This window comes from Flavobacterium cupreum, from assembly GCF_003996965.1.
Classification (GTDB): Bacteria; Bacteroidota; Bacteroidia; order Flavobacteriales; family Flavobacteriaceae; genus Flavobacterium; species Flavobacterium cupreum.
The window spans coordinates 15,642-38,703 of sequence record NZ_QWDM01000006.1; the positions used below are offsets into that span (position 1 = coordinate 15,642).

Below are 23,062 nucleotides of genomic sequence, written 5' to 3' on the forward strand. Positions count from 1 at the left end.
CGGTCTATCAGTGTATTAGTTAACATCATTCGTAAGATTGTAGTTAAGTGTCGTCACAAAGTATATATAGTGCCGCACATTAAATTTGTAGCATGCTCCTAAATTAAGTCAAATCGTTGTTTTCTGCTAAGTAGCTTAAGGCAGTTTTACTTATTGTCTCGCTGAAATAATACTCTCCCCGATCCAGCGTGATTACAGCTTTTTTTAGTTTTTCAGGAGCAGAACCTTTCAGTACGTAGCCCCGAACGCCAAGGCTAAGCATTTCGATTATACTTTTCTTATTGTCAAGACTGCTGAAAACCAATATCTTGATCTCTGGGTATCTTTCTGCCATCTGTTTGGCTGTCTGGTAACCATCCATAACAGGCATGCTGATATCAAGAATACAAATGTCTGGCAGTACTTCCTGCATCTGCAAACCCTCGATTGCTTCCTGACCGTTAGCAGCCTGAAGTACCACTTTAAAATTACTATATTCCAAAAAATTTTGAAGGGATATTCTAAGCCCTTCATGGTCATCAATTAAGGCAATCGTAATCTGATTCTCTTTTTCCATTATTCCTTATTTAATGTTGAACAAATTATAGAAAATAATTACCGATAATTTGTCGCCATAGGACTTTCGTCCTATACGCACTGGTTAAAGACTTTATTAATACATCAGAGTAAAAATAAAAGGTCTTTATAAATTACTTGTCGATAACCGCAAATATGTTCCCGCTTAGTTTTGTAGCAGTAATCGCGGTTCTATAAAAAATATGGCGCAGACCACTACACTTATCGGAACTGAGGCACTGGTATACCCGACCACGAATAAGCGAGCGCCCACGCCAATGGCATGAGCGTCCTTACTTATTTGTCTCGCGGTCTTTAAAAATTACCAGTTTTCAGTTACCGAGCCCTAAGCAAAAACACTAAATGAGTTTTCTATATTTTGTCCAAAGATAGTAACGTTTATCAAGTTATCCAATGTTTCTTTAACAGTATCCGTTCATAACTGACAATAAAACAACCCGAAGATGATCTCCGGGTTGTGCTTAAAAAAATCGAAATTTTACTGTTTATATTAAACTAATATCATACTGTTAATCGCTACTGTTAAACTCAAAACTCAATTGTTTTTCATTTCCAAAGTTATCTGAAATCCACACTTCAAAAGATTGGGAAACGGCGGAGTTTGAAGTGTAATACAGTCTGAACTGCTCTGTTGGTATCGAATATAAATCATTTGGCTGGTAAGGCGGTTCATTGTAATAACGTAATGTACCCTGTCCATCAAATTGAAAGTAGCGAATAAAATAGTGCGTGCCCGTATAATTACCTGCAGGCTGTATTGTTAACCTTATTTCTACGGTATCTCCATTAGCAATGTCCTTGGGTACGGGCATGACATTTACCTCAAACGGGAACTCATGCTGTATTTTCAGTTCTTCCTTATCACAGGATAAGAGTGTAGCAGAACTTAGCAGGACTGCCAGCAATACCGGCAGTAAACCTATTCTCAACTTATTAAAAAATGCTGTCATCCTTTTTCGTTTTAAAAATTAAATCTTAATCCCACACCTGCGGATGGGCGGAGCTGCTTCAGGTCAGTACCCCACAAAACTTTTGTACGCCCTTGCAGAACTAGTACAAATCGGTCAGACAGGTATGTTTCAAAAGACAGCCGTCCGCCAGCACCGTAAATGAAATTGTCTTCACTTACTATTTTCGCCCCGTCAAATAAAAGCTCTTCGCCTCTATTGATACTTTCATACCCGACTACACCTGTTATGGCTGCATTGAATGTAAAGTTCTTGCGGGCATCACCCAGCAGGAAGAAACTGTACCCGCCTTCTGCGGTATAGGTTTCCTGCGGAATGCGGAGGTCTTTATATTGATAATATTGGTGTGCATACTCTAAAGCCCAAAGCTGGTAATTCCCGTTTTTACCATTTAAGGTCATAGCCGCATTAATGTAATAATCATAGCCGATTTTGTCATTGGATAATACACCTGCATTTACTTCCAGTCCTTTTTGTTTAGGCAGCATACGTTGTGCCTGTGCAATTGTGATACTCGTCAAAACGAGCATTACTGTATAGATATACTTTTTCATTTTCTATTGCTTAATGGATTACTAAAACTTCAGATGCATGTCGCTAATTAATCGGGCTTTTATCAAATCCGAATTTTCCACCTGAAGCGTCTGATGCCTTCCGCCGTTCTTCTCAAAAATCTCAATCAGCAATACCTTATCATCGGCAATGGTAAACTGGTCCAAAAGGAATACGTTTTGTTCGACTTCTTTACCGCCAATCACACCCAGTGGCTTGTAACTGCGAAGCGGTATCATCGGTCTTTCTTGTATCACGGTGCGTTTGGCTATTTTCTTATCTACCACCTTGAAATTCATAAATTCAATCTGGAAAGGAACATTCGTGCGATTATCCAGTTCCGTATGGAAATAGTATTTACCGTTGTGGATGTAAATTCCTTTGAGAATAAACTGAATACCGAAACTTTTCGCCCCAATATGTTTTACAAAACGTTTATCCTTTTTATAGATTGTTTTTAGTATCAAACCTGCCAGAGATGGCGAGTTGTTCCCCAGCTCTTCAAATAGCACATCTTGTCCGGCGGATCTATCCACCGCCTTTTGCATTGCCACAAGGTTGTAACTCAATGTAAATGGGCAGGCACTATAATAGGCGTCGAAGCTGTAAAAACGGCCGTCGTCGGTAATCACCGAAAAATTGGTTTCAGGCTCAAAGTCCTTTACCGACGCTTTTACGCGCAGCACATTTTCTGCGTCTTCTGCTTTCCCTGCAATTAAGTACTCACTTCCCAGATCCACGTAACGTATTGCGCTTGGGAAAATCAGATGAGACGTTTTGTCGTAAGTAACCTGCATTTCGTACGATTCTATACTGCCCAAGGCAAGCGAAGTTTTTGTAGTTTCCTGCGCAAAAGAGGCAGCGGCAAAGCCGATCATAAGGGCAGCTGCCCAAAAGGTTTTTAAATAATTTTTCATTGTTAATTTATTTTAGTTTACTATTATTTTTTAGAGACAAGAAATACCTGATAGCCAACTTTCAGGGTAACTTTTGGCGTTTTTACTTTTTTGGAGAAATACCCTGAAATGCCCTGTACAACGCCTCTGCTCAAATCTGCCGCAACCTGCTGTCCTGCTGATTGGGTGAGCATCAGGCTCGTTCCTGAAGTCTGGCTCATATTGCCGGCCATCTCAGTAAGGGCATTCATTTCAGGAGAATACGGGACGTACAAACCCTGCTGCCCGTCAAGGTCATAAATGGTTATGTCTACCGGGATAATATTACCATCGAGTTCTAAGGAAGTAATTTTCATCTGTAAACGGCCGCCCTGGAATTTAGCAATTGCCGTTAAGAGTGTTCCCTTCGGGATGGTGCGGTTAGGGGTTTGGGCAGGTTCCAATAAACGCAGGCGCACCCCGCTTTCACCAATAATGGTCTGCGTTTCCTGTATGCAGGCTTTCACACTGTTTTTAGGCTGTGCAATCTGCTGTACAGATCCCGGAGTATAAAAGTTCCTGTTTTTGTTTGCGCTCCAATCTGCCAGGAAAGTGCTGTCCGAAGGCTCCCTGTACAATGCCGATACCGCTTTTTTTCTTGCAGGTGTAAATGCCACAAAATATTCCTTCTGCGTGCTGGCAGAAGCAGTGCCAGAGCCGCTCGTGGACGCGTCGGGAGAATTTGTGCCTGTCGGGAGATATTTTGCCGCCATCTGGTAGGACTTCTCCATCAAGGCCACCTGGTCATCAACTGTCACACTTTTAGGAACATCCTTATCAGCCAGCTCTTCCTTCAGTTCCTCAAGCTGTCTGCGCAGCTCGCGCGTTTCACTGCTGTCATCCTTATAAAACGAGCCAAGCGTGGTTTGGGTTTTACGATAACTGTTTAATGCTGGATTAGCTGTAGCAGCCGGACTATTGCCGTAACCCATGCTTTGCTCTTCCTGGCCAGCGAGCGAATCCTGCCTGTTTTTAGGCGGGCTGTCCTCATTCCAGTAATCGGACAGCGTGGTCAGGGCATTGCGTTTTTCCTGATCTTTCTGCTCCAGCATTTCCTGCTCATAGGCTTTCTGCTTGTCTGCCTGCATCCCGGCTTCGCTGGCCTGCGGGACGGCATCATTCAGTCCGATATTTTCGATCTCCTTCTTATCTGAGGACGGTTTAAATATCAGGTACATGCATCCGAGAAACACGATTCCCATCAGTATGAATATTGCCGGCTTTTTAAGCCTTTCCTTGCTGCTCTTTTTATCATCGAGGAGATTGGAGGTTTTTGATTGGCCAGCTTCTTCAACCAGAACGCTGACCTTTTTTTCATTTTCTTTCATAAATCTTTTCTTTTAATATTGTTGATAATGTGTCCCTTTGGGATGCAGGACTTTCTTTTTTATGCACAGGATTGTCAATATGCCCGATGACCATCCGGTTCTCAGATCCTGCCATGTCGTACCACACTTTTAAAATAACCACGGCGGTAAGTAGCAGGTACACTAAAAAAAGGAAGAGCGTATATCTTCGCTGTCTGTCTAAGGATAAGGCCCGCCAGCTTTTATCCTGCTTGTCAAACCACTTGTCTATATTTATTCTTATTGTTTTCATACTTTAAAGATTATGGGTTATCACATTCTAAACCCTTTTTTTCGCGGAGCAATCTCTTCTTTAGGTTTTTCTGACACTTGGGCAATAGCCTCCTTTAATGTCGGAACCGAACTTGCTGTAAGGTTTGTCAGTTTAGATTCCTTCATTAAATGCCCGTAGCGGTCTGTTCTTTTTAAATACATTTCTGTATCCCCTAAATCGAATTTCCCGTTCTCGTATCTTACCCTCATATTGCACTCAACCTTTGGCCTTTCTTCGCCATTCCATTCGAGGTAGGTAGATAAATGCAGATAATTCGGTGATAATGGAGCATTAGTATCATTTTCCCAAGTCTGTAAAAATCCACTAATGCTATCCTTTAGTTTGCCTGGACAACAGCTCTCAGTGTGGAAATAACCGTCATACCCCTTATCAGTCAGGGTTTTTACCAGTGCGTCTAAATCAAGTAAAAGTTTCATATCCCTTAATTTTTAGCGTTCAATGACTTCTATGTCCTTATTTTCCACCACGGAAAATTTTTCGATATTGAAGCCCTGCGGGTTATTGTCCGAGCGGACGGAGTTAACCAGAAAACAGGACGTAACAAGGTTACGTTTTGTCACATTGCTCGAACGGATGATAAACTGTTTGGCATAGGTGCGCGCTGCATACGGATACTTCTCAAAATTACAGGCAACGCTGTCAATTTCGATACGCTGCTGTACATTGCCCGATATGATACGGTTGTAATATCCTTTTTCCGAAAGGTCTTTGTAATAATCAAAGGCACTTTTATCGGCAAGATTAAATGCCCTTTTCATGTTGCTCTCAATAGCATTTTTATCTGGAGCGAGCGTAAAGAACAGTTCGTGGAAGCGCCTTACGTGTTCCCTTGCTTCCACAGGACGGTTGATTGACGCATCTTGCGCGAGTGCCAGCATGAGTGATTTGCCATTGTCCAGCACATATATTTTTTGTCGCTGCTGTTCAGCAAAACTGTAAGATTTCCACACGGCATATCCTGCAATGCCTGTGCAGAGCACGGCAAACACAATAGCATATAATCTTATCTGCCTGAAACTGTTTTCGATATTTCTTAGCGTTTTAAATTCCATTTTCTTAAATAATTAGTTGTTTTATTTGCTCATCAGCCTGCCGCCAATATTTCCTGCTGCTGAACCGGCTCCCGCTCCGGTAACATTTCCTGCTTTCATCGCTGTCTGATTTACATTGCGGGTAAAGTTCCCAGCTCCGCCGGCCTGAATAATCCAGCCTGTAACTGTCGGAATAGTGAAGTAGCCTACAATACCTATAATCATAAATATGATGTACACGGTATTGGAAGTATCGGGAATGAAAGTCGGATCAGATAGCATTTCGATATCGCGTTCCAGTATCAGGGATTGTATCCTTGCCAGCATGGAACTGAAAAGATCAGAAACGGGAAGCCAGAGGTAGACGCTTATATACCGCGTGAACCACTGATTGAGCGTGGACTGAAAGCCATCCCAGACGGAAATTGCAAAGGCAATGGGCCCAAGTATGGAAAGGACGATCAGAAAGAATGTACGGATGGTATCGATGACCAACGCCGCCGCCTGAAACAGTACTTCCAAAAGATTACGGAACCATTCCTTGAGGGCTTTCTCAATCTTATATTCCTGCCTGTCCATATACATTCCCGCCATTGTCCCGATGTCGGAGGGCGACCAGCCGAGTTCATCGAGTTTCTTGTCGAACTCCTCATCAGATACCATAAAGGCAGTCTCGGGATTCCTGACCATTGCTTCGTATTCCAACTGGTCTTTCTGTTGCTGTAATTTGTTCAGGTCGAGCACCTGGTCTTCCAGTATGGCATGCGTTCCGGTCACTATCGGGCTCAGCACCGCATTTACGGTTCCCAGGACGATTGTGGGGAAAAACATAATGCACAGTCCCAATGCAAAAGGACGCAGGAGGGGAAACATATCTATAGGTTCGGCGCGGCTTAAAGCTTGCCAGACCTTCAGGGCTACATAGAACAGGGCACCCAGCCCAGCCAGGCCTTTTGCTACAGCCGCCATATCACCGGCAAGGGGCATCATGTCATCGTACAGCGAACGCAGGACTTCGTGAAGATTATTCCATTCCATAGCTTACCAGTATTTTTGGTTGGGAGTTCCGTAGAGGTCAAGTACACGCTTGGCATCGCTTTTCTTTTTTGCCCTCAGGTAGCTTACCGAGATATTCTTGTTGGTATAATAGCGTACAAGGCTGTGGTACTCTTTCACCTCCTTGTAGACACGGTCGATGATTTCCATTCGCTCTTTGTCATTCAGCGAAAGATTAGTAGCCGTTACGATCTGCTTGAGTTCTTTCAGCAGTTCCGTACTTTCATTCAGCAGTGCTGAATAGCCGTTGCCGATGGCGGTCAGTTCCTGGGGAGAGAAATTGGGATCGTTCATCATCTTGCCGAAATTGGTAACATACATTTCGGAAACATCACCTACCAATAAGACAGTCTGCTGTACCTTGCGGGCATCCTTTACCAGATTGCTTACAGCCTGAAGCTTGTCGTAATATTCCTTGCCCTGTTTATAAACCTTTTCCACTTCCTTGAAATTCTTGATAACATTGGATACCGTGGATGAGGTCTGAATGATTTCATTGGCACTGTTGAGGATACCCGAAGCCAGGTTCGTAGGGTCTGTAACCACCCATTGGGCTTTTGCGGATTGTGTGGCAGACAGAATCAGTACTGCGCACATCATGAACATTAATTTTTTCATTGTTCTTCGATTTTTAAATTGTTAATGACTATTGATCTGCTTTTTCTTTTCGCTGCATAGCGATACGCTTGATAGCGAGTTCTACATTACCGTCCAGTTCGGAAGCCAATTGCATCACTTCCATTTTTTCGGTTTCTTCGGTGGTGTATGCGAGATATTCCTCTCCGGAAACTTCTGTAGCATATACCGCAGAGTGTGTTCCGCCAAGTCCAATCCAAACTTCCTTGTAAAGACGTGTGGGCTCGTTGTTCATATTGATAGAAAGCACCTGGGCTTTTTCCTTATCGGTAAGCCCCAGCATTGCCTGTATATCATCGAATTTGTTCATATACTTGCGCTGGTCCAATAGGATCTTGCAGTCGGAATTGTTGATGATGCTTTCCTTTACAATGGGCGACTGGATAATGTCGTCCACTTCCTGTGTTACCACTATTGCTTCTCCGAAGAATTTTCTCACAGTTTTAAATAAATATTTTATATATTCCGCCATGCCTTCCTTGGCAATTGCCTTCCACGCTTCTTCAATCAGGATCAGCTTTCGGATACCTTTTAACCTTCTCATCTTGTTGATAAAGACCTCCATAATGATAATGGTCACAATCGGAAATAAAATTTTGTGGTCTTTAATCGCATCAATTTCAAACACGATAAAACGTTTGGACAACAGGTCTAACTGCTTATCGGAATTGAGCAGGTAATCGTATTCACCGCCTTTGTAATACGGTTCCAGTACATTAAGGAAATTGGCAATGTCAAAGTCTTTTTCCCTGACCTGTTTTTCTTCCAGTACCTTACGGTAGTCGCCTTTTACATACTCGTAAAAGCCGTTGAAAGATGGAAAAACATCATCCTGTCTGATGTGTTCGATATAACCGCTTACCGCATTGGATAATGCGACTTCTTCAGAACGTGTTGGCGGTTCATCATCCCGTTTCCAAAGTGTCAATATTAAAGTCTTGACACTTTCCCTTTTTTCAATGTCGAAAACACCATCATCGGTATAGAATGGATTAAATGCAATCGGGTTATCTTCGGTATAGGTAAAATACACACCATCTTCGCCTTTGGTCTTCCCTTTAATTAGTTCGCACAATCCCTGGTAAGAGTTACCGGTATCCACGAGCAATACGTGTGCGCCCTGCTCGTAATACTGCCGTACCATGTGATTGGTGAAGAAGGATTTACCCGAACCTGACGGTCCAAGGATGAACTTGTTCCGGTTGGTGATGATACCGCGCTTCATTGGCAGATCGGAAATATCCAAGTGGATTGGCTTTCCAGTGAGCCTGTCAGCCATTTTTATACCGAACGGCGAGGGCGAATTGTGGTAGTTGGTTTCTTCGGTAAAGAAACACAGGGCAGGCTCAATGAATGTGTAAAAACTTTCCTCGCTCGGGAAATCACCTGCATTGCCCGGCATTCCTGCCCAATACAAAGTAGCTGCGTCCGCAGTGTTGTGGCGGGGCTTGCATTCCATCAGTGCGAGTGCACTTCCGCAATCATTCTTCAACTGTTTGAGTTCTGCCGGATCTTCCGACCAGGCCATAATGTTGAAGTGCGCACGGATAGCCGACAGTCCGAAGCTGTGGGCTTCGTTCAGGTACTTTTCTATCCACTCCTTGTTGATCTGGTTGGCACGGCTGTAACGAGCCAAGGAGTGCATATTCCTTGCGGACTTCTCAAACTTTTGCAGGCTTTCTTCGCTGTTATCCAAAAACAAATATTGATTATAGATATGGTTACAGCTTAGGAGCAAGCCTACAGGCGCGGCGAAAGACAAACGGCAGTCGCTTCGGTCGGTGGACAGTTTTTCAAAACGGGTATCAGCCGATACCGCTGCTGGCAGGTCATCCGTATCGGACAAGGTATGCAGGCACAGCCTTTTGTTGCCGATGCGCACCTCTTCACCTCCGATTGCGATGTCCTGCATCGGTGTTCCGGCTTCTCTCAAAAGCGTAAGGTACTGCTCCAGCAATCCCTGTTTATAATCCGTTCCGATGATTTCTTCTTCAGTAAGGCGCTGCAGTTTAATGAATCCGCTGTCGTTAACGATACGCTCAAACTGCGCAACGGTTTCCATAAAACGATGGATTGTTTCCTTATCCCTGATTTCTTTTGGTATCAGTGTGCCTTTGCATAGTGATGAGAAATTGCTCTGCATCCTCATACGCTCTTTACTGGTCTTGGTAAGGAACAGATAGCAGTAATGGTTCAGGAATGGGCGTTCGTTAAAGTGGCGCTGGTAGGATTTTGCCAAAAAACTCTGGTCTTCCTCTGCCAGATCGGGAGCATAATTTTCCTTGATGTACCAATCCTGCTTGTGGACGACCGTAAAATCCGGCAATGTCTTTATCGCCTTATGCCAGGCGGAATGGATGGCTTCATATTCAGCAGAAGCTACTGTAAAGAGTTCCGGCAGATGCACCGCAAAGCAGGCGGTAATATCCGCATCTTTGGAAAGAATGCAGTTGTTCTCTACTGCCAGGAGTGGAAACTTGTTTTCCAGCGTGGTGGTCTTTGATGCATTTCTCATACGGCATTCTGTTTAGTGGTGAATTTCAAATAGCGGCGGACAGACTTGCGGCAGATAATGTAGCGGGGATGCCTTTTTTTTGCACCCACCTTCATCAGTCCGTGTTCGCCGTACTTTCTGTTCAGGGAAAATGTCTGCCATATGATAAGGGAAGCACCGCCGGCCCCGAGGAAAAGGCAGATGAAAGAATTAACTCCAGCCATGTAAAGTATCATGACCAAGATAAGGGTGCCCAGCAGTCCGCCGGCAAAAATGAAAAGATACTGTGCTTTGAGTCCCTTGAACTCTACGGTCCTGCCAATGCCCTTGTTGATGTTGTAAGTATTCATAATGCAGAAGATTAGAGGAAGAAGGAACGCAGGACAGTAGCTGCTACGATTAAGAAGATACACGCACCGAACCAGCTTGCCGCAGTCTTGCTTGTATCAGGATCGCCCGAACTGAATTTGTTGTACACTTTCACTCCTCCGATTAGGCCAACTACGGCTCCGATGGCGTAGATGAGCTGTGTTGCAGGATCGAAATAAGAGGTTACCATCTGGGTAGCCTCGTTGATACCTGCTGTGCCGTTGCCCTGTGCTATGACACTTAAACCTGTCAACATTACCACTGTTGCCAACAGGACTTTTTTTCTTTGTTTTTCCATGATTAAACACTTTAGATTGTTGTTCATTCCCCAATTTTGCGGGCTTGATGACAAAGATGTTATGGAAATCGAAGCGGTATAATAAAGTGGCATTCTGTGGAATTCTTTGGCTGAAAGTGGCATTTCATCTAGAGGATATGTACAAAAAAAAGCGTCAAACAAGGAAATGTTTTGCGCTCTGTTATCATTTATACTGAGAAAGCGGAGAGGCTTTTTACTTTTTAACCAATAACAAAACCTTTACGACAAAAGATATCGCAGATATTTACAAGCAAGCAACGATGGGAGATTAAAGTATTCTTTAAATTCATCAAGCAGAACCTGAATTTTAGCCAAAATAAGTAGTAATTTAAACGGGGTAAAAGTTATAATGTATATGACCTTGATCACAGCTGTTTTATTGATTGTTTAATAAAAAGCATAATGATCTCAAAGGATACAAAATCCCGAAATTAAAGTTTGATCAAGAGTTAAGGTTTTGATGATTAAAGATATAGCAAAAGATATGGAGGTAATCCTGATAAAATAAATCAAATTTTAAATACTGAATAGGTTTCGAACACTTATGATTTGTAATTCTTGCTATTATATTGAAATCCTTAAATGCTGAAATTTGCAATTTATGTCAACAAATATCCCCTTTGCTTACTTGATAATTTTATCTCCTGGGCGATAATATGTATACTCCCGATAGTACGGAATTTAAATAAAATAAAGTCACATTTAAATATTTGATTAGCAATACGCTATAAATATATTATCTTAGTAAACTCATTTTTGTTTGTTTTTTATTAGTTAATTTTTAAACCATCGAAATCATGAAAAAAACTATCTTATTAATTGCATTCTTCGTATTAAGCTACAGCTATAGTCAAAATTTTGATACGTTTAAAAATCTTTATAATGATAAAAATATCGTCGACATTAAAAGCATCAAAACTTTAAACGATTTTGATCAAAAAAAATTAAGCGAAAAGGAAATTGATGACAAAATTAAATCGTTCATGACCGATAGTAAAATTGGTAATTTTGATATACCGATTAATTATTCCAAACTCAAGTATCACGGTAAAAAAAATCCCAAAGAAATTATTACTTTCTTTGAAGCTGGTTTTGACCACGACATGTCTTTCGTTAATAAGCCTTTAGAGATCTTCTCGTTCGATGGTGTGTGGATTTTTGTCGACAATCAGGAATTTAAAAATATTATCAATGTTTTTTTTGCTGCCCGAGCAATCCAAATTTTGAAGTTTAAATATCCTGAGGCATATGAATATCTTCTTAAGCCCGACCAGGTAAAACTTGGATATGATAAACTCGATTCTAGCCAGGGCAAACCACCTTTAAATAAAATGAATCCAATCATTTCCTTTGATAAATCTCCTACTAAAATAGCAGGAAGTTTATGGAATCTCAAACTAGCTTCAAAACCGACGCTTGATTATCGGGGAACTAAAAATTATGAAAACACACTAAACTGTTTAACATCGATTAATTATGAAACCGTACGACCAAAAGAAATCTATAAAAAAGAGGATGAATTATCAAATTACTGGCTCTACCTACGTGAAGGGTTAATTGAATCAATTACTCATGAATTCATTCACCACTATGTTACAAATTTTAAATTTTTTGATATGAAAGGTGGATTTGTATTTGGAAAAAGAAATGATTCACAAGATCAATCATTTCAGGTAGATGTGGAAGAAGCAATGGTAATTAACACAGCCGAAACCTATCTAATAAGAAAGGGCGGACTTTCTGACGACTTGTTAAACTTTAATTTAGGTATTAAGTATCAAGGTAAAAAGGAGATATTACAAGATTTAACTATAGCTTCTAATAAGGCAAGATATGATGCATTAAAACTTCTATCTCCCCCTACTAGCGATTCATTTGATTATGTATATAGATTTTACTTTCTTGACTAATAAGTGATTAAAACTGAATGTCTGAATTTTAGCGAAGTTAAATTTTGACTAAAATAAAACGGCAACTTCGCTTTGCGGTTTTATCTTTTACATAATTATTTAACTGAATTAATAACTCTAATTTTGCTTTGCAATAGGTAGTTCTACTGGACTAATTTGCAATACCGTATTATTATTTTTCAGAGTCTTAAGTACATTAGTGAAAGTTACTGCTAACCTGCCAAAATTATCTACATTATAGTCATTTTGACCTGAAAGGCCATCTGCAATCAGGTCTCCATCCATTGCAAATCCTAAAGACTTTAAACTAAAATTTGCAGTCATATTATTTAGTTGTGCGTTGGCAGCAATATCAGCATATGACCCTTTAAAGGATGATTTAATCTCTTTTACATGTATAAAACACCTTAAACCAATTCCTACTCTTTTCGTTACCCCGTTACATATTACTTCTTGATAACGAACATAGTCTTGTATAAGTAGCATTTCTTTTTTTCCTATACTACCGCCAAATCCCATAAATGAAGCTTCCGCTGAATTATCTTTCGTAAATTTGTAATATTCATATCCAGATCCGCTGTTCATTTGGCTGATTGCTGTAAGTAACGCTGGACAGTTTGAAATCTTTTCAGTCGTAAGTTGTGTTATTGCAGCATTGGTAGACTCAAGTCCGGTTATTGCGCTATATTTTACTGCTTCACCTTTACGCAGTGAAATACCAGGTAACTTAGAAAATGATTTTGTAAAGACTTGATCGGAAATCTGTTCATCATTAACTTTCTTAGTTGGATTTTTAGTATCGTTGCAAGACAATGTGGTGATTAGTACTGTTAAAATTAAAATAGATTTTCTCATAATTAATTTGTTTAGAGTTATTTAAGGTAAATTAAGTAAATTTATTACACATTATCAGCATACTTCTATTTTTTTAGTTGGTCACCTAAGATAAAAAATTCTTTACATTTGATAAATTTCTGTAGAAACCCGATAGCGTGGATGTTAACGCGGAATTACATTCTTGAGTGTTGAAAATCTATTCGTTGGCGACGTTCTTTTTTCTTTTCATAATTATTCGATATTAAAAGACAATGGGAAGCTGTCTTTTCAAACAAACTCCCCAATGTCAAAATCCCCCAAATCATTTTTCCGCAAAGTGGAAGGGCCGGCTTCCGTTTCAGTTGAAAGGGTACTGTCTAAAAGCCCTGCAATTTTTCGGGAAGCACCTTCTATAGAATTTTCCAGCAAGGCAAATAATTCGGTTCCCTGTATTTTTTGAACTATAGCTATCGCTGCTTCCTTTTGGGCTGGCTCCAACTTTTCTTTTTGGAGCAATGCCTCTACGGAGTGTAGTTCTTCAAAGGTAACTCCTTGGGCTAAACCGTTACCGCCGCCGGATATTCCATACCTGTTCCATTCTTCTTCCTCTTCTTGCAGATCAGGCATATTGCTGAAAACTTCGTCCAGCTCTTCCTGCGGAATTTGAATACCTGCGTTTTCATTTTCGTCGTATTCTGCGTCTAAATTATCAGGGTTTATCTCTTTTTCCTCAATCTGGCGTTCAGTGGCGGTGTTTTGCACTGAAAGTCTTCTTACAGGCTTGGGCTGTCCCATAATATCGGGCAGGTTCGGATTGACCTTTTGCTTTGCCTGTTCTTGTTTCACTCTTTTCTTAATGACAATTCTGTCCTGCAAAAGCAGGGCGATTACAATCAGCAGACATATTACAATTATAATTTCCATAGCTTATAAAATGGGTTTAAAACGTTCGTTGAAATAATCAATAATATCATCGCCAAACTCCCTAAAGTGATATTCAAGAATATTGTCGATGTAAGAATAGAGTGTGGCCTTTTCTTCCCGGGTCAGCTGAACTATCCGCAAAAGCCTTTCGTGATATTCAGGACGTATGTACACGACCTTTCCGTTTCGGCCAGACGGAAAGCGGTTGATTAGGAATAAAGAGGGACAAAGATTTTTTCTCTCTTTATATTTCTGATTTTTTCTATTTCTATTCATCATTACAATTTTTAAAAATTTGGTTTATCTGTTTTGCCATAAAGCTCTTTCATTTCCGCTCCGAAATCCTCAAAATGATGCTGGAGTAAATTCTGCAAATAATCGGCAAGGGTTACCTTACCGCCACCAAGCATAAATACGAGCAGGTTAAGTTTCTGATGAAACTCTTTGCTTATATATACGGTTTTTCCTTTCCGAGCCATAAATTCTGTTGTTGTAAGAAATGTGGATTTGTATTGAGCCGTCCTTAAGGCTTTGTCTGTTTTTTGTTTTAAATTTTTCATAATCAAATACTTTAAAAAATAGGTTTAAACATCTCATTAAAATCATCGGTAATCGCTTTCTCGAACAGTTCAAAATGATGTTCCAGAATATTGTCGAGGTAAGCATACAGTGGTATCTTATCTTTCCCGACAACCTGTACTATACGGGATAACCGTTCGTGGTATTCCTGCCGGATATAGATGCTCTTGTCGCCACGCTTTTCCATAGAGTGCGTGTTCAGGAAGCGTTCGCCGTAGGTACTGTCAGAATTTTTCCTTGTCCTGGTCCGTTCCCTCTGTACAGGCTTCTCCTGAACCTGTTCCTTGGTTTCTTCGTTAATAGTTTCTTCTTTAATTTCCTCTTTGGCAGATTTGGGAGTTTCGGCAGGAGGCTTTTGCATTCCCTCTTTGCGGACACCGGCAGCCATTAAGGACATTATATATTCTTCGTCAACTTCCGGAGCATTTCTCTTTTTATTTCCTTTTTCCATAACCGTTATAATTCAATGGTTCTTAAAAATTCCTGCATAAATAAATCCAACTGACAGGCAGTCATCAGCCTTTGGTCGGGCGGTAGCAAAGAAGAACGGAACGGCGTTTTTTCCATCGCTTCGCTCTCTTTTCTGAAACGCTTGCTATCCGTTACATAGGTCTTCAGCAGGGAGAAACCCAAATCTGATATGAATCTGCCGTACAAATCATAGAGGTCTGATTTTTCACGCCTGTCTACCTGGTTCCAGAACAGGTGGATGCCCTTGATGGTGCTTTCCCCGCTTTTCATAATTATATCCGTAAGTGCCTGCGTAAAGCTCAGCGTACTTTCCACGACAACCCTGTCAGCCGTTATAGGCGAAAAGATATAATCCATTCCCATAAGGGTATTGAGTATTCCAGCAGAATTGACCGTTCCCGGCAGGTCAAAGAAAATCACATCTAACCCAATGGTTGAGGATTGCAGTAAACCGTCGGCTTCCCTTAGAGCTGTTTCCACTTTACATTGCTCAATCGCATAGGCCTTTTTATTAATGGTCATAAATTGCTTTTGGGCGATGCGTTTAAAATTCTCGTTTTCCATTACGGCTTTCAAATCCCTTTCACGCATTTTCAACAAGCTGTATTGTGGATAATCACAATCCAATACGGCTACATTGTAGCCCAGCCGGTAATGGAGCAGACTTGCAAGAAGTGCAGTAAATGTACTTTTGCCGACACCGCCTTTTTGAGAAGAAAAGGCAATAAACAGGGGTTTCTTTTTTGTTTCCATATCTAAAAAATTTAAAGTTGCTACTTTCTTGCAGGCATTCAATCCTGCGAACGGTCAATCAGGCACTCCTGATTTTATCCAAGCTTTCTTGGATTACAGCCAGCAGTATTGTTTGACGGGACTTGCGTCTGCCTGCCTTTCTGTGATACGGCAGGACTGCATTCGCTCTTGTATGACATCAGGCAGAATAGCCGTCGTTCACGCGTTTCTGCAAACCTGCATACATTCAGTTGTGAAAGCCTTTCCGATTGCCTGCCAACAGGTGCTCACTCTTGTAAACGTTCCTGCATTCTTGCATTCCGGACATCACGAAAGCAGGAGCGTTTGCACTACTGGATGTTATCATTCTGATGGTCCTGATTGACGGACTGATAGACTTCCTGCCAACATTCTGATACAAAGAACCAATCTTATTCTTTCAGTTGTGTAAGGGTGGCAGTGTATGGCACTCAAAGGCAGTGTTTGTCCGGATATTGAATAGCAACACTCTGTAAAACATGGGTTTACTTTGTAAATAGAATTTTATTAACAAGTTTATGCAAAATCAGATTGACAAAAGGGACCCTAACAGCAACGGCATCAAGCCGTTTTTTTCTGTTACATTCAATCCGTCCCGAAGGGCGGATTTTTATGTTCTCAAGAACATGGCAAGTTGTGTTTTGAGGCACTCGAAACCGAGTTCGTGCCTCAAAACAACTTGCCATGCCGGGGGCTGAAAAACACCTTCCGAAGTCAGGGTTTTGTGTAGATTAAAAATGGATTAGTGATGAACCAGAACAATAACAACAAACAGAATAAGGGCGGACGGACACCAAAAAACGACCCGAGTATCCATCGCCACGTTTTTCGTCTTACAGACGAAGAAAACGCCAAGCTATTATCGCTTTTTGAAGCATCTGGAATGCCCAATAAAGCAAAGTTTATCATTTCATTGCTGTTCAACAGGGAAATGAAATCAATTAAAATAGACAAAGGAACGGTTGATTTTTATATGCGGCTGACTTCTTTTCACAGCCAGTTTCGGTCCGTAGGCGTGAATTATAATCAGATCGTGAAGCTGTTGTACCGTCATTTTTCCGAGAAAAAGGCGGCAGCTTTTCTCTACAAACTGGAAAAACAGACAGCTGAGATGGCGGTACTATGCCAAAATATTATCCAGATCACCGAAGATTTTAAAGTAAAACATATGAAAAAACAGCCTTAGAATGATAGCGAAAATCGGCAGAAGCGGAAATTTATACGGAGCATTGGCCTACAATCAGCTCAAGGTGGAGAATGAAAACGGACAGATTTTGTTTGCAAACAAGATAATTGAGACCGCTAACGGTCATTATTCCATTGCACAATTGGCCCAATCTTTTGCTCCTTACCTGATCGCCAACCGCAATACGGAAAAGCATACGTTGCATATTTCGCTCAATCCCGACCCAAAGGATAAGGTAAGCGATGACAAGTTTAGGGAAATGGCGGAAGAATATATGCGGGAAATGGGTTATGGCGAACAGCCTTTTGTTGTATTCAAGCATACCGATATTGACCGCAGCCATATCCATATTGTATCGGTCTGCGTGGACGAAAAGGGCAAAAAGATTTCTGACAAGTTCGAGAAGATGCGGTCTATGAATGTATGCCGTGAACTCGAAAGTACACACGGTCTGATACCAGCAACGAATAAAGAGCATAAGCAGAATGACAAGATTTTCCGTCCGGTGGATTATCGGGCTGGGGATGTAAAAAGTCAGATCGCGTCGGTAGTCCGCCACCTGCCCACCTATTATCAATACCAAACTGTGGGAGAATACAATGCCCTCCTTTCCCTGTTCAATGTTACCACCGAAAAAGTGGAGGTCGAATTGCAGGGAAAAATTCAGCGGGGTCTATTATACATTCCTTTAAATGAAAATGGCGAAAGAACCGGCCATCCTTTCAAGGCTTCCTTGTTCGGAAAAAACGCGGGGCTTCCGGCGTTGGAATTGCATTTTGCGAAATGCAAAACTGCTCTGAAAGACAATCCGATCCAAAAAACATTGCAATCGGCTTTTACCAGTGCACTGAAATCAACAAGTAACGAGCAGGCTTTTAGAAAGCAGTTGGGAGAGCAGGGTATCAACGTAGTGGTACGCAGAAATGATGAAGGACGTATTTACGGAATGACTTTTATAGACCATAATTCTAAATCGGTCTGGAATGGTTCACGGTTAAGCAAGGAGCTTTCTGCCAATGTCTTTAATGATTATTGGAACAATAACATCAAGCCGGAGATTGACTCTATCGTAAAACAACCGAAAGTATCCATATCAAATGATACAGATATTCCTGCGGAAGAGCCACATCATTTGTTCGACTTCCTGAATACTGCTGAAAAACATGAAGACGGTTTGATCGAGGCGTTGGGAGGTTTATTGCCCGAAGCCAAGGGCGAAGATTACGAAGAACAGGATTTTGCAAATAGAATGAAAAGGAGAAGAAACCGCCAAAGAGGCCAAAAGTAGAAATCAGCAAAACACTGCCTCGGCCAGCCATTGAATTCCACATTCATACAGTCGAGCTTTATTGCCATTAAATTCACGCCCGAACATAAAAATATACAAAAATGCAGGGAGAAGACGATTTAAGAGGGCTTGCCAAGATTATGGCTTTTATGCGGGCAGTAAGTATCATTTTGTTACTAATGCACATTTATTGGTTTTGCTACGGTTACTTTATAGATCGTGGCTGGACATTAGAGATAATCAATAAAATATTAGGTAATTTTCAGCGTACCGCGGGATTGTTTTCACATACTTTATTTACCAAAGTATTTGCTTTGGTATTATTGGCATTAAGCTGTTTGGGTTCAAAGGGAGTTAAACATCAGAAGATAACCTGGAGTAAAATTTATATTGCTTTAGCTATTGGGTTCATTCTGTTTTTTCTGAACACACCATTATTAAAGCTGTCAATAACTACCGCCACCATCCTCTATATCCTTACCACGGGTTTAGGTTATATCGCTTTAATGGTAGCCGGAGTTTGGATGAGCCGTTTACTTCGTAACAATCTTATGGACGATGTTTTCAATAATGAGAATGAAAGTTTTATGCAGGAAACTAAATTGATGGAAAACGAATATTCTGTCAATCTTCCTACGAAGTTTTATTACAAAGGAAAATGGAATAATGGCTGGATTAACATCGTCAATCCTTTTCGGGCAACGATTGTTTTGGGAACTCCCGGTTCCGGTAAATCGTATGCAATCGTAAACAATTACATCAAGCAGCAGATCGAGAAAGGTTTCTCAATGTATATATACGATTTCAAATTTGACGATCTTTCTACAATAGCTTACAATCATTTATTGAAGCACCATGATAAGTATAAGGTACAGCCCAAATTCTACGTCATTAACTTTGACGACCCGCGCAAGAGCCACCGTTGCAACCCTCTTAATCCCGATTTCATGACAGATATCTCGGATGCTTACGAAGCTGCATATACCATTATGCTGAACCTGAACCGCAGCTGGATACAGAAGCAGGGCGATTTCTTTGTCGAAAGCCCAATTATCCTTTTAGCAGCCATAATATGGTATTTGAAAATTTATGATGACGGCAAGTATTGTACATTCCCACACGCTATTGAACTCTTGAATAAAAAATATTCAGATGTATTTACCATCTTAACCTCCTATCCCGATTTGGAAAACTATTTGTCGCCTTTTATGGATGCCTGGCAGGGAGGCGCACAAGACCAATTACAGGGACAGATTGCATCTGCAAAAATTCCACTGTCAAGAATGATTTCGCCACAACTCTATTGGGTTATGACAGGTGATGATTTTTCATTGGACATCAACAATCCTAACGAACCTAAGATATTATGTGTAGGAAATAATCCTGATCGTCAGAATATCTATTCTGCCGCATTAGGTTTATATAATTCACGCATTGTAAAACTAATTAATAAGAAAGGGCAATTGAAAAGTTCTGTTATCATAGATGAGCTGCCTACAATTTATTTCAGGGGCTTGGACAACCTGATTGCAACGGCTAGAAGCAATAAGGTGGCTGTTTGTTTGGGCTTTCAGGATTATTCTCAGCTGACAAGGGATTATGGCGACAAAGAGAGCAAGGTAATTCAGAACACTGTGGGTAATCTTTTTAGCGGCCAAGTGGTTGGTGAAACTGCCAAAAGCCTTTCAGAACGCTTCGGGAAAGTATTACAGAAAAGGCAGAGTATGAGCATCAACCGCAATGACACATCTACCTCAATATCCACACAATTGGACAGTCTTATACCAGCTTCCAAAATATCCACCCTGACACAAGGTTTTTTTGTTGGTTCTGTATCGGACAATTTTGATGAACGTATCGAGCAGAAAATCTTTCATGCTGAAATTGTCGTGGATAATGAAAAGGTTGCTTCCGAAACTAAAAGGTATCAAAAAATACCGGAAATCTTATCTTTTATTGACGAAAAAGGGAAAGACAATATGAAGCAGGCAATCGAGGACAATTACAGGCAAATAAAAACGGATATTGTACTGGTTATAGAAACCGAACTGGAACGTATAAAGAATGATCCCAATTTAAAACATCTGGCACGTAAGGATAGCCCTAAAGGAGACAAATAAAGCAAATATCTCCACACCATGATAGCTTTCATATCAATTTTTTTATACTATTTCTTTTTTTTAATTATTTATAAAAAGGTATATTTAGCACTAAAATAATATATAAACTTACTGAGCAAATCCGATATGAATTACTGACATTTTGTGAACAGTATTTACAAGTTAGGCGACGCCCAATTGGATAGTGTATTATATTCAACAGTAAATTTTACATGAAAAAGATAATCCTATGGATATAGTAAACTTGCTTAATCAAGTCACGATTATAAACAAAAAAAATACAGAAATTTTAGACGCAACTGGTGGTCGATTTAATATGTTTCGGATATGTGGGGTTAATCATTATGAAAATACTCATTCTGCAATTATTTCTGAGTTTTTAAACCCAGTTGGAACACATGGATTAAAATCGAAATTATTAAAGTGCTTTATTGAATCACTTGGTGATTTTTTTGCAGTCAAAAATTTTAACGTTGAAAGCGCAAGAATTCGTACCGAACACTCAACACGACATGGACGCATCGATATTCTAATAGAGGATAATCAGTATAATGCGATAATCATAGAAAATAAAATTTATGCAAAAGATCAGCCTGAACAATTAAAAAGATATGACAAGTATGCTAAGATATATCGAAATGGCTATCAAATACTGTATCTCACACTATTCGGGGATCAAGCTTCTTTGCAAAGTGGAGAAGGAATATCTTATTTATCAATCTCATATAAAGATCATATAATTAAATGGCTAGAGGAATGTGTAGCAATTTCTTCGCGTTATCCTATCGTAAGAGAAACAATAATTCAATATATAAATCATTTGAAGCAGCTAACACACCAAGATATGAGTATAAAAAACCAAACTGAGATTACCGAAGTTCTATCTAAAATAGAAAATTTACGTGCTGCTAAAGTAATTTCACAAAATTACTCTGCAACTTACAATTACCTTTCTGAAAAATATTTTAATCCTAAAATGGAAGAATTTGCATCGCAAAAAGGATTTGAATACCACTTTGAATACAGCGAGGAATCATATATAAAATTTCATATAACAAAGTCGAGTTGGCAAGGAAGATTTTGGATAGGATTTACTTTTGAATCTAACAGGTGCTTCTACGGTCTATGTAATAACCCTAATGTTTATAGGATTCCGGATGAAACTAGAAAGAAAATTCATGAAGAGTTACAAAGTTTAAATGTTGGGTCTTATAAAGAAAGTAATTGGTGGCCCTTTTATTCTTACTTTACAAATCTAACTCTCGACGTTTGGGAAAAAGACATTATTAAGGACGACTATTTCTTCGATGATTGTAAAGAGAAAATTAAGCAGCTACTTATAGTAATTGAAAAAATAGGAATGTAATTTCGATAGGCGATCCTACATCGCTAACCAAAATCGCTGATTTTTGGTGATCGGAACTTACATTTAAACTTAGAACTTCCGTCTTGGTCGGAGAATTCAGTCCACTTGCTTCGCCGACTTCGGTTAAGCCAAACGCTAACTACAACTTTATGACAACAGCACTTTTTAAAAATATCAAAAAAAACATTGAATCGAATATTTATTCGGCGAAAGAATCAATTGTGGTTTCTGTTGCATGGTTTACTAACAAAGATCTTTTAGGGCAATTAAGCGACAAGCTCGAAAGTGGCTGCTCAGTTGAAATAATAATCAGTGATCATTTTGAAAATACAAGATTGTCATTTGAAAATTTTATTAAAAAAGGCGGTAAAGTTTTTATTTTACAAACACGAAGTGGAAAATTTTTACATGATAAATTTGCTGTTTTTGATGGGGCCAAATTAATTGCAGGCTCTTATAATTGGACATATTCTGCGGAGCATTATAATCATGAATTTGTTATTCAAAGCGATGATTTACAACTTTTAAATCAATTTTCTATTCGTTTCCGAAATCTTAAAGAGATTGTTACTAACTACGATAAATTAATTTTAAGTACACATGACACCCTTTTATCAGAAACAAAAGAAGATTCATTTCTAATTTTAGAGAATGAATTGCATGAAGAACTAATTGCTTCTGTGGATTTATCAATAAAAGCCGGTGCAAAAATTAATAGATCAATTATCCTAAATCAGATTTACGATTATGGAGCCATCGGCGCCGCAAATCGTCTAATACAAGAAGGCAACGAAAAATTACATTCAGGATTAATAAAGATGTTTCATATTAACAGACTCGATCTTACAATTGAAAGTATAATCCAAAAGGATAAATATAGAGTTTTATTTACTGACGAAATACTTTTAAAAGCCAAGCAAAGATTAGCACAGTTACAATAATTAAATTAGTAGCCACGCGATATTTGGCAACTTCGCCAGGAGCGAAACCGTTAGTGGCTATTTATAAAAATCCATCAATGAAAGACGTAACAACCTTAATACTGTTTTTATTT

Annotated in this window: 25 protein-coding genes; 6 read left to right on the top strand and 19 right to left on the bottom strand. The window is 39.9% G+C overall.

Going from position 1 to position 23,062, the window contains the following annotated elements:
- Positions 1-103 precede the first annotated feature (103 nt).
- From D0817_RS10275 to D0817_RS10335, 13 genes are all read right to left on the bottom strand, one after another.
- The gene (locus D0817_RS10275; protein ID WP_127338314.1) at positions 104-556 is read right to left on the bottom strand and encodes a response regulator; all 453 of its coding nucleotides are present in this window, start codon (positions 554-556) and stop codon (positions 104-106) included.
- Positions 557-1,085: 529 nt separating this feature from the next.
- A complete protein-coding gene (locus tag D0817_RS10280; RefSeq protein ID WP_127338315.1) occupies positions 1,086-1,526 on the bottom strand; it encodes a DUF3872 domain-containing protein in 441 nt (146 codons plus the stop codon).
- An 11-nt stretch (positions 1,527-1,537) separates the two neighbouring features.
- A complete protein-coding gene (locus D0817_RS10285) occupies positions 1,538-2,098 on the bottom strand; it encodes a conjugal transfer protein TraO (protein ID WP_127338316.1) in 561 nt (186 codons plus the stop codon).
- 21 nt (positions 2,099-2,119) lie between these two features.
- Positions 2,120-3,013 carry a conjugative transposon protein TraN gene (traN, locus tag D0817_RS10290; protein WP_127338317.1) on the bottom strand — a complete coding sequence of 298 codons (894 nt, stop codon included), beginning with the start codon at positions 3,011-3,013 and terminating at the stop codon, positions 2,120-2,122.
- Between the two features lie 23 nt (positions 3,014-3,036).
- The gene (gene traM / locus D0817_RS10295) at positions 3,037-4,359 is read right to left on the bottom strand and encodes a conjugative transposon protein TraM (protein WP_127338318.1); all 1,323 of its coding nucleotides are present in this window, start codon (positions 4,357-4,359) and stop codon (positions 3,037-3,039) included.
- Entirely contained in the window at positions 4,346-4,630 is a 285-nt protein-coding gene (locus D0817_RS10300; protein WP_127338319.1) for a nitrogen regulatory IIA protein, read from the bottom strand. The genes traM and D0817_RS10300 overlap by 14 nt, the downstream gene beginning before the upstream one ends.
- Before the next feature lie 20 nt (positions 4,631-4,650).
- Entirely contained in the window at positions 4,651-5,088 is a 438-nt protein-coding gene (locus tag D0817_RS10305) for a hypothetical protein (protein WP_127338320.1), read from the bottom strand.
- Between the two features lie 12 nt (positions 5,089-5,100).
- Positions 5,101-5,724 (bottom strand): conjugative transposon protein TraK, encoded by a 624-nt coding sequence (traK, locus tag D0817_RS10310; RefSeq protein WP_127338321.1) that lies wholly within the window; start codon positions 5,722-5,724, stop codon positions 5,101-5,103.
- Between the two features lie 21 nt (positions 5,725-5,745).
- Positions 5,746-6,741 (bottom strand): conjugative transposon protein TraJ, encoded by a 996-nt coding sequence (gene traJ / locus D0817_RS10315; protein WP_127338322.1) that lies wholly within the window; start codon positions 6,739-6,741, stop codon positions 5,746-5,748.
- Between the two features lie 3 nt (positions 6,742-6,744).
- Positions 6,745-7,377 carry a DUF4141 domain-containing protein gene (locus D0817_RS10320; RefSeq protein WP_127338323.1) on the bottom strand — a complete coding sequence of 211 codons (633 nt, stop codon included), beginning with the start codon at positions 7,375-7,377 and terminating at the stop codon, positions 6,745-6,747.
- Positions 7,378-7,405: 28 nt separating this feature from the next.
- Entirely contained in the window at positions 7,406-9,910 is a 2,505-nt protein-coding gene (locus tag D0817_RS10325) for a TraG family conjugative transposon ATPase (protein WP_127338324.1), read from the bottom strand.
- On the bottom strand, positions 9,907-10,239 hold the full coding sequence (locus D0817_RS10330; RefSeq protein WP_127338325.1) for a DUF4133 domain-containing protein: 333 nt from the start codon (positions 10,237-10,239) through the stop codon (positions 9,907-9,909). Before D0817_RS10330 ends, D0817_RS10325 begins: the two co-directional genes overlap by 4 nt.
- 11 nt (positions 10,240-10,250) lie before the next feature.
- Positions 10,251-10,556, bottom strand: coding sequence for a DUF4134 domain-containing protein (locus D0817_RS10335; protein WP_127338583.1), 306 nt, complete (start codon positions 10,554-10,556; stop codon positions 10,251-10,253).
- Positions 10,557-11,374: 818 nt separating this feature from the next.
- Between D0817_RS10335 and D0817_RS10340 the strand changes: the two genes are divergently transcribed.
- The gene (locus tag D0817_RS10340; protein ID WP_127338326.1) at positions 11,375-12,487 is read left to right on the top strand and encodes a hypothetical protein; all 1,113 of its coding nucleotides are present in this window, start codon (positions 11,375-11,377) and stop codon (positions 12,485-12,487) included.
- A 117-nt stretch (positions 12,488-12,604) separates the two neighbouring features.
- On the opposite strand, the gene D0817_RS10345 is transcribed toward D0817_RS10340, so the two are convergent.
- The 6 genes from D0817_RS10345 to D0817_RS10370 form a co-directional block, all read right to left on the bottom strand.
- Positions 12,605-13,342: a hypothetical protein gene (locus D0817_RS10345; protein ID WP_127338327.1), complete on the bottom strand. Its 738-nt coding sequence runs from the start codon at positions 13,340-13,342 to the stop codon at positions 12,605-12,607.
- A 249-nt stretch (positions 13,343-13,591) separates the two neighbouring features.
- Positions 13,592-14,227 (bottom strand): conjugal transfer protein TraD, encoded by a 636-nt coding sequence (locus tag D0817_RS10350; RefSeq protein WP_127338328.1) that lies wholly within the window; start codon positions 14,225-14,227, stop codon positions 13,592-13,594.
- A gap of 3 nt (positions 14,228-14,230) precedes the next feature.
- A complete protein-coding gene (locus D0817_RS10355) occupies positions 14,231-14,503 on the bottom strand; it encodes a DUF3408 domain-containing protein (protein WP_127338329.1) in 273 nt (90 codons plus the stop codon).
- Positions 14,504-14,514: 11 nt separating this feature from the next.
- Entirely contained in the window at positions 14,515-14,787 is a 273-nt protein-coding gene (locus tag D0817_RS10360) for a DUF3408 domain-containing protein (protein WP_193555358.1), read from the bottom strand.
- A gap of 11 nt (positions 14,788-14,798) precedes the next feature.
- On the bottom strand, positions 14,799-15,257 hold the full coding sequence (locus D0817_RS10365; protein WP_127338330.1) for a DUF3408 domain-containing protein: 459 nt from the start codon (positions 15,255-15,257) through the stop codon (positions 14,799-14,801).
- 5 nt (positions 15,258-15,262) lie between these two features.
- On the bottom strand, positions 15,263-16,030 hold the full coding sequence (locus D0817_RS10370; protein WP_127338331.1) for a ParA family protein: 768 nt from the start codon (positions 16,028-16,030) through the stop codon (positions 15,263-15,265).
- Between the two features lie 766 nt (positions 16,031-16,796).
- Here D0817_RS10370 and mobA point away from each other — a divergent pair.
- From mobA to D0817_RS10395, 5 genes are all read left to right on the top strand, one after another.
- Entirely contained in the window at positions 16,797-17,234 is a 438-nt protein-coding gene (mobA, locus tag D0817_RS10375; protein ID WP_127338332.1) for a conjugal transfer protein MobA, read from the top strand.
- Position 17,235: 1 nt separating this feature from the next.
- A complete protein-coding gene (gene mobB, locus D0817_RS10380) occupies positions 17,236-18,522 on the top strand; it encodes a conjugal transfer protein MobB (RefSeq protein WP_127338333.1) in 1,287 nt (428 codons plus the stop codon).
- Positions 18,523-18,623: 101 nt separating this feature from the next.
- The gene (gene mobC / locus D0817_RS10385) at positions 18,624-20,642 is read left to right on the top strand and encodes a conjugal transfer protein MobC (RefSeq protein WP_127338334.1); all 2,019 of its coding nucleotides are present in this window, start codon (positions 18,624-18,626) and stop codon (positions 20,640-20,642) included.
- A 229-nt stretch (positions 20,643-20,871) separates the two neighbouring features.
- Positions 20,872-22,008 (top strand): PDDEXK-like family protein, encoded by a 1,137-nt coding sequence (locus tag D0817_RS10390; protein ID WP_127338335.1) that lies wholly within the window; start codon positions 20,872-20,874, stop codon positions 22,006-22,008.
- 83 nt (positions 22,009-22,091) lie between these two features.
- Positions 22,092-22,949: a phospholipase D-like domain-containing protein gene (locus D0817_RS10395; RefSeq protein ID WP_127338336.1), complete on the top strand. Its 858-nt coding sequence runs from the start codon at positions 22,092-22,094 to the stop codon at positions 22,947-22,949.
- Positions 22,950-23,062: the final 113 nt, after the last annotated feature.

What these genes read in the sequence shown, in the direction of transcription:
- D0817_RS10280 (WP_127338315.1), bottom strand. Translation starts at nt 1,526, where the DNA reads ATGACAGCATTTTTTAATAAGTTGAGAATAGGTTTACTGCCGGTATTG.
- mobA (WP_127338332.1), top strand. Translation starts at nt 16,797, where the DNA reads ATGAACCAGAACAATAACAACAAACAGAATAAGGGCGGACGGACACCA.
- D0817_RS10335 (WP_127338583.1), bottom strand. Translation starts at nt 10,556, where the DNA reads ATGGAAAAACAAAGAAAAAAAGTCCTGTTGGCAACAGTGGTAATGTTG.
- D0817_RS10355 (WP_127338329.1), bottom strand. Translation starts at nt 14,503, where the DNA reads ATGAATAGAAATAGAAAAAATCAGAAATATAAAGAGAGAAAAAATCTT.
- D0817_RS10330 (WP_127338325.1), bottom strand. Translation starts at nt 10,239, where the DNA reads ATGAATACTTACAACATCAACAAGGGCATTGGCAGGACCGTAGAGTTC.
- traM (WP_127338318.1), bottom strand. Translation starts at nt 4,359, where the DNA reads ATGAAAGAAAATGAAAAAAAGGTCAGCGTTCTGGTTGAAGAAGCTGGC.
- D0817_RS10325 (WP_127338324.1), bottom strand. Translation starts at nt 9,910, where the DNA reads ATGAGAAATGCATCAAAGACCACCACGCTGGAAAACAAGTTTCCACTC.
- traN (WP_127338317.1), bottom strand. Translation starts at nt 3,013, where the DNA reads ATGAAAAATTATTTAAAAACCTTTTGGGCAGCTGCCCTTATGATCGGC.
- D0817_RS10360 (WP_193555358.1), bottom strand. Translation starts at nt 14,787, where the DNA reads ATGAAAAATTTAAAACAAAAAACAGACAAAGCCTTAAGGACGGCTCAA.
- traK (WP_127338321.1), bottom strand. Translation starts at nt 5,724, where the DNA reads ATGGAATTTAAAACGCTAAGAAATATCGAAAACAGTTTCAGGCAGATA.
- traJ (WP_127338322.1), bottom strand. Translation starts at nt 6,741, where the DNA reads ATGGAATGGAATAATCTTCACGAAGTCCTGCGTTCGCTGTACGATGAC.
- D0817_RS10345 (WP_127338327.1), bottom strand. Translation starts at nt 13,342, where the DNA reads ATGAGAAAATCTATTTTAATTTTAACAGTACTAATCACCACATTGTCT.
- mobC (WP_127338334.1), top strand. Translation starts at nt 18,624, where the DNA reads ATGCAGGGAGAAGACGATTTAAGAGGGCTTGCCAAGATTATGGCTTTT.
- D0817_RS10305 (WP_127338320.1), bottom strand. Translation starts at nt 5,088, where the DNA reads ATGAAACTTTTACTTGATTTAGACGCACTGGTAAAAACCCTGACTGAT.
- D0817_RS10300 (WP_127338319.1), bottom strand. Translation starts at nt 4,630, where the DNA reads ATGAAAACAATAAGAATAAATATAGACAAGTGGTTTGACAAGCAGGAT.
- mobB (WP_127338333.1), top strand. Translation starts at nt 17,236, where the DNA reads ATGATAGCGAAAATCGGCAGAAGCGGAAATTTATACGGAGCATTGGCC.
- D0817_RS10285 (WP_127338316.1), bottom strand. Translation starts at nt 2,098, where the DNA reads ATGAAAAAGTATATCTATACAGTAATGCTCGTTTTGACGAGTATCACA.
- D0817_RS10390 (WP_127338335.1), top strand. Translation starts at nt 20,872, where the DNA reads ATGGATATAGTAAACTTGCTTAATCAAGTCACGATTATAAACAAAAAA.
- D0817_RS10340 (WP_127338326.1), top strand. Translation starts at nt 11,375, where the DNA reads ATGAAAAAAACTATCTTATTAATTGCATTCTTCGTATTAAGCTACAGC.
- D0817_RS10350 (WP_127338328.1), bottom strand. Translation starts at nt 14,227, where the DNA reads ATGGAAATTATAATTGTAATATGTCTGCTGATTGTAATCGCCCTGCTT.
- D0817_RS10320 (WP_127338323.1), bottom strand. Translation starts at nt 7,377, where the DNA reads ATGAAAAAATTAATGTTCATGATGTGCGCAGTACTGATTCTGTCTGCC.
- D0817_RS10365 (WP_127338330.1), bottom strand. Translation starts at nt 15,257, where the DNA reads ATGGAAAAAGGAAATAAAAAGAGAAATGCTCCGGAAGTTGACGAAGAA.
- D0817_RS10275 (WP_127338314.1), bottom strand. Translation starts at nt 556, where the DNA reads ATGGAAAAAGAGAATCAGATTACGATTGCCTTAATTGATGACCATGAA.
- D0817_RS10370 (WP_127338331.1), bottom strand. Translation starts at nt 16,030, where the DNA reads ATGGAAACAAAAAAGAAACCCCTGTTTATTGCCTTTTCTTCTCAAAAA.